Origin of the sequence: Mycobacterium sp. (assembly GCF_040398885.1) — a bacterium.
In the GTDB taxonomy this organism is placed as follows: Bacteria; Actinomycetota; Actinomycetes; order Mycobacteriales; family Mycobacteriaceae; genus Mycobacterium.
This window is the reverse complement of the sequence record NZ_JBBATF010000180.1, coordinates 1-5,333: the sequence shown is the minus strand read 5'-3', so window position 1 is coordinate 5,333 and position 5,333 is coordinate 1. Positions and strand designations below refer to the sequence as shown.

Sequence of the window (5,333 nt, the reverse complement as noted above, 5' to 3'; positions counted from 1 at the left end):
AAGGTGCACCGGGTGCTCGACGGGCAGCTGGGCACCAAGTGGCGCGACCGGTTCAGCTCCTTCGACGACGACCCGGTGGCCTCGGCGTCCATCGGGCAGGTGCACAAGGCGGTGTGGCGCGACGGCCGGGAGGTGGCCGTCAAGATCCAGTACCCCGGCGCCGACGAGGCGCTGCGCGCGGACCTCAAGACGATGCGGCGGCTGACGTCGGTGCTCAGGCAACTGGCGCCGGGTGCGGATGTGCAGGGGGTGGTCGACGAACTCGTCGAGCGCACCGAGATGGAACTGGACTACCGGCTGGAGGCCGACCACCAACGCGCCTTCGCCGAGGCCTACGACGGCCATCCGCGATTCGCGATCCCGCACGTCGTCGGCAGCGCGCCGAAGGTCGTCGTCTCCGAGTGGATCGAGGGCAAGCCGATGGCGGAGATCATCCGCAACGGCACCCGCGAGGAGCGGGACCTCGCGGGCACAAGGCTTTTCGAGCTGACCTTCGACGCGCCGTCGCGGGTGGGGTTGATGCACGGCGACGCCCACCCGGGGAATTTCATGCTGCGCCCGGACGGCAGGTTGGTGGTCATCGACTTCGGCGCGGTCGCGCCGCTGCCCGACGGCCTGCCGGTCGAGATGGGCATGATGATCCGGCTGGCACAGCACAAGGAATACGACCTGCTGCTGCCGACCATGGAGAAGGTGGGCTTCATCCGCAAGGGTGAGCAGCTCTCGATCGAGGACATCGACGAGATGCTGGCCCAGTACGTCGAGCCGGTGCAGGTGCCGGTGTTCCACTACACCCGCAAGTGGCTGCAGCGCCACGCCGCCTCCAACATGGAGCGCGCGCCGCAGCAGCTGAAGGTCGCCCGCCAGATGGACCTGCCGGTGCAGCTGGCGATCCCGATGCGGGTGATCGCCTCCAACGTGGCGATCTCCTGCCAGCTGGACTGCCGGGTGCCGGTGCGGGAGTTGGCCGAGGCGCTGATCCCCGGCTACGCCGACCCCGGGCCGGTAGTCGAGGCCTGAGCTCTCGTCGGTCGGCTACGCGGCGACGTCGTCCTTGCGCGGACGCCCCCGGCCCCGCTTGCGCGCCAACACCGTTCCGCTCTCCAGGATCTCCCCGCCCCAGACGCCCCACGGCTCGGCGCGCTCCAGCGCGGCGGTCAGGCACTGGCTGCGCACCGGGCAGTCGCCGCACAGCGTCTTGGCCCGCTCCAGGTCGGCCGGGTCCTCGGCAAACCACAGGTCCGGGTCACCGCCCTGACATGGAATCATCGGTCTCTCTCTCTTTCGGCGCATGAAAAAGGCCACGGACTTCGCGGTCCGTGGCCTGGAGTTCGGGGTTCGTCGGTCTAGGTCGACCCGGCGACGCTCCTGTCCACGGACGAGGGAGCGGCGGCATGGCGAGCGGCGACGAACATGGCAAAAGGGTATCGGTGCGCCACCGGATGGCACAACCGATTTTCCGACCAGCGGTTTCAGTCGTCGTCGGCGTGCAGCAGCTCGCGCACCGTCGGCCGGGTGCCGTACGGGCGCAGCATCGCGCTGGCCGGCCGGGGCCGCACCGTCAGCGGCCACCAGAACCAGCGGCCCAGCAGCGCGGCGATCGACGGCGTCATGAACGACCGCACGATCAGGGTGTCGAACAGCAGACCAAGCCCGATGGTCGTGCCGATCTGCCCGAGCACCAGCAGATTGGAGAAGTAGAAGGAACCCATCGTCGCGGCGAACACCAGGCCGGCGGCGGTGACCACCGCACCGGTGGACCCCATCGCCCGGATGATGCCGGTGTTGAGCCCGGCGCCGATCTCCTCCTTGAACCGCGCAATCAGCAGCAGGTTGTAGTCAGACCCGACGGCCAGCAGCAGGATGACGGCCAGCGCCGGCACGATCCAGTACAGGTCGATTCCGAACAGCCGCTCCCACAGCAGCACCGACAGGCCGAACGAGGCGCCCAGCGACAGCGCGACGGTGCCGACGATCACCAGCGCGGCCACCAGGCTGCGGGTGATGAACATCATGATCAGCAGGATCAGGCTCAGTGCGGACAGACCGGCGATCATCAGGTCGTATCTGGCCGCCTCCTGGATGTCGCGGTAGGAGGACGCGGTGCCGGCCAGGTAGACCTTCGCGTTGGACAGCGGGGTGCCCTTGAGGGCCTCCTTCAGCGACTTCTCGATGGCCGGGATGTGCGAAATGCCCTCCGGCGTGGCGGGATCGCCCTCGTGGGTGATGATCATCCGGACGGCTTTGCCGTCCGGGGACATGAACATCGACATGCCGCGCTTGAACTCGGTGTTGTTGAAGACCTCCGGCGGCAGGTAGAACGAGCTGTCGTCCTTGGCCTCGTTGAAGGCCTTGCCCATGGCGGTGGAACCTTCCAGCGCGTCCCTGGTCTGCGCCAGCAGACCGGTCTGGGTGGAGTAGTTCTGTTCCAGCAGAGCCTTATTGCGCTCCTGGATTGCCATCTGCTCGGGGATCAGCTCGAGCAGCTGCGGCTGCAGCGCGGTCATCTTGTCCAGCGCCACGGTCACCTGGTCGAACTGGTCGGAAAGCTGGTCGACGCCGTCGAGGGCGTCGAACAGCGACCGGATCGCGTAACAGACCGGGATGTTGTAGCAGTGCGGCTCCCAGTAGAAGTAGTTGCGGATCGGCCGGAAGAAGTCGTCGACGTTGGCCACCTTGTCGCGCAGGTCCTTGATGGTGGCGGCGGTGTCGCGGAACTTCTGCGCCTGATCGTCGGTGGCTTGGCTGAGCTGCTGCTGTAAGTCGTACTGGCGCTTGATCAGGTCGATGGAGTTGGCGATCTCGCCGATCTGGGTCAGCAGGTCCTCGGCGCGGGCCTGCTGGAACGGCAGGGTCTCCAACTGGGTGGCGGCCTGCATGCTCATCTGGAACGGGATCGAGGTGTTGTCCAGCGGGGTGCCCAGCGGCCGGGTGATGGTCTGCACCAGGGCGACGCCAGGTGTGCGGAAGACCTCCTTGGCGACCTTCTCGATGGTGAGCATGCTGGCCGGGTTGCGCAGGTCCTTGTCGCTCTCGATCATCAGCAGCTCGGGGTTGAGCCGGGCCGAGGAGAAGTGCCGTTCGGCGGCCGCGTACCCCTCGACGGAGGGCGTCGATGCCGGCAGGAAGTTGCGGATGTTGTAGCTGGTCTTGTAGCCGGGCAGGGCGAGCAGGCCGATCAGGGCGATGCCGACCGAGACCACCAGGATCGGCCCGGGCCAGCGCACGATGGCCGTGCCGATCCGTCGCCACCCCTGGGTGCGCATCTTGCGCCGCGGGTCGAGCAGCCCGATGGTGCTGCCCATGGTCAGCACCGCCGGGGCGAGGGTCATCGCACCCAGCAGAGCCACCGCTATGCCGATGGCCGCGGGGATGCCGAGGCTGTTGAAGTACGGCAGCCGGGTGAAGGTCAGGCAGTACAGCGCCCCGATGATGGTCAGCCCGGAGCCGAGCACCACGTGTGAGGTGCCGCGGTAGCTGGTGTAGAAGGCCTGCTCGCGGCCTTCGCCGGCGTGCCGTGCCTCGTGGTAGCGGCCGAGCAGGAAGATCACGTAGTCGGTGCCGGCCGCGATCGCCAGCAGGGTGAGCAGGTTCGTCGCGTACGTCGAGAGCCCGATCAGGCCGGCGTCGGCCAGGTAGGCGACCACCCCGCGGGCGGCGGCCACCTCGATGGCGACGATGAGCAGCACCAGCAGCGTGGTGAAGATCGACCGGTAGACGATCAGCAGCACCAGCGTGATCACCCCGAAGGTGATCACGTGGAGCTTCTCGGACCCCTTGGAGCCGGCCTGGAACTGATCGGAGATCAGCGGCGCCAGACCGGAGACGTAGGCCTTCAGACCCGGCGGCGGCGGGGTGTCGGCGACGATGGCGCGCACCGCCTCCACCGAGTCGTGCGATTGCGGCTCACCGAGGTTGCCGGTCAGGAACAGCTGGGTGTAAGCCGCCTTGCCGTCCGGGCTCTGGGCCCCGGCGGCGGTCAGCGGGTCGCCCCAGAAGTTCTGGATGTGCTCGACGTGCTTGTCGGCGGAGAGTCTGTCGATGAGGGTGTTGTGGTAGGCGCGCGCCTCGGCTCCGAGCGGCTGGTCGCCCTCGAGGACGATCATCGCCGCCCCGTCGGAGTCGAACTCGCCGAACACGTCCCCGATGTGCGCCATCGCCAGCGTCGACTTGGCGTCCTTGGCCGTCAGCGCGACGTTGTGAGCCTCGGCGACCTTCTCCAGTGGCGGCAACGCGGTGTTGGTGAACGCGGCCAGCGCCAGCCACAACAAGGCGATCGGAACCGAGAGTCGGCGAAGCAGTTTCGCCAGCCGGTGCCTGGATCGACCCGTCTGCCGGTGCTCGCTCATCCGGACTTGTCCAGGCAGTAGGTGTAGGCGCTGGTGCCCTCGACGACCTTCTCGACCTTGACCACCCCGTCGATGACGATGCGGCAGCCCAGGTAGCCGCCGTCGCTCTGGGCCATGATGTTGACGACCACCGCCGGGGAGGTGGTGGAGTCCTGGTAGGCCCACGGCAGGGTGGTGCCATCGACGTGCTGCGGCTGGGCGTGGATGTCGGTGTAGCTGATCCGGGCGGTCGCGCCGGGCTCACCGAACACCTCCAGCAGGACGTTCTTGGGGTTGAACGGGGCGATGGGCTCGGCGCCGACGTCGACGGTGGCGGTGCTGCTCTCGCCGCCGGCGGCGTAGTGCAGCCGGTGGACGGTGTACCCGGTGATCGCCACGACTGCGATGGCGACCAGGAACATCCAGCCCCGGCTCAGCAGTCGCACGTCAGACACCGTACGGCACCGTGGGGTGCGCGCGGCGGCTACTGACGGGCCCGTACCAGTTCGAGCACGTCGGCGCCGAACTGTTCGAGCTTGCGGGCGCCGATCCCGGGTATGGCGGTCAGCGCGGCGCCGTCGGTGGGCAGCGACTCGGCGATGGCGATCAGGGTGTTGTCGGTGAACACCACGTAGGCCGGGACCTTGAGCTCGCGGGCGACGCCGAGCCGCCATTCCTTGAGCTGGGCCAGCAGTTCGTCGTCGATGTCGACCGAGCAGGTTTCGCAGCGCCGCAGCATGACGGCCGGGGCGGTGGCCAGCACGGCGTTGCAGACCCGGCAGCGCGGGGTGGCGCCGCGCTGGCGGCGGGACTTGGCCGGGCCGGCCGGTTCGGCGCGGGTCTGCGGCGCGATGCCGCCGAGGAAGCGGGACGGCTTGCGGGACTGGCGGCCGCCGGGGGTGCGGGCCAGCGCCCAGGACAGCTCGAGGTGCTTGCGGGCCCGGGTGACCCCGACGTAGAGCAGGCGGCGTTCCTCTTCGACGGCCTCGCTGTCGGGGCCGTGGG

Annotated in this window: 5 protein-coding genes; 1 reads left to right on the top strand and 4 read right to left on the bottom strand. The window is 68.6% G+C overall.

Going from position 1 to position 5,333, the window contains the following annotated elements; translation table 11 throughout:
- Positions 1–1,020, top strand: a 1,020-nt coding sequence (locus ADBZ5U_RS14045) for an ABC1 kinase family protein (RefSeq protein WP_526811195.1), incomplete at its 5' end; no start/stop codon positions are given.
- Between the two features lie 15 nt (positions 1,021–1,035).
- Here the strand turns inward: ADBZ5U_RS14045 and ADBZ5U_RS14040 are convergent.
- From ADBZ5U_RS14040 to ADBZ5U_RS14025, 4 genes are all read right to left on the bottom strand, one after another.
- Complete coding sequence (locus tag ADBZ5U_RS14040; RefSeq protein ID WP_526811194.1) at positions 1,036–1,293, bottom strand: WhiB family transcriptional regulator; 258 nt, start codon at positions 1,291–1,293, stop codon at positions 1,036–1,038.
- Between the two features lie 179 nt (positions 1,294–1,472).
- Positions 1,473–4,349: an MMPL/RND family transporter gene (locus ADBZ5U_RS14035; RefSeq protein WP_526811193.1), complete on the bottom strand. Its 2,877-nt coding sequence runs from the start codon at positions 4,347–4,349 to the stop codon at positions 1,473–1,475.
- Positions 4,346–4,774 (bottom strand): MmpS family transport accessory protein, encoded by a 429-nt coding sequence (locus ADBZ5U_RS14030; RefSeq protein WP_526811191.1) that lies wholly within the window; start codon positions 4,772–4,774, stop codon positions 4,346–4,348. The genes ADBZ5U_RS14035 and ADBZ5U_RS14030 overlap by 4 nt, the downstream gene beginning before the upstream one ends.
- A 38-nt stretch (positions 4,775–4,812) precedes the next feature.
- Positions 4,813–5,333, bottom strand: a 521-nt coding sequence (locus tag ADBZ5U_RS14025) for an HRDC domain-containing protein (protein WP_526811189.1), incomplete at its 5' end; no start/stop codon positions are given.

Excerpts from the sequence above, each read along its gene's own strand:
- ADBZ5U_RS14040 (WP_526811194.1), bottom strand. The coding sequence starts at position 1,293 with ATGCGCCGAAAGAGAGAGAGACCGATGATTCCATGTCAGGGCGGTGAC.
- ADBZ5U_RS14035 (WP_526811193.1), bottom strand. The coding sequence starts at position 4,349 with ATGAGCGAGCACCGGCAGACGGGTCGATCCAGGCACCGGCTGGCGAAA.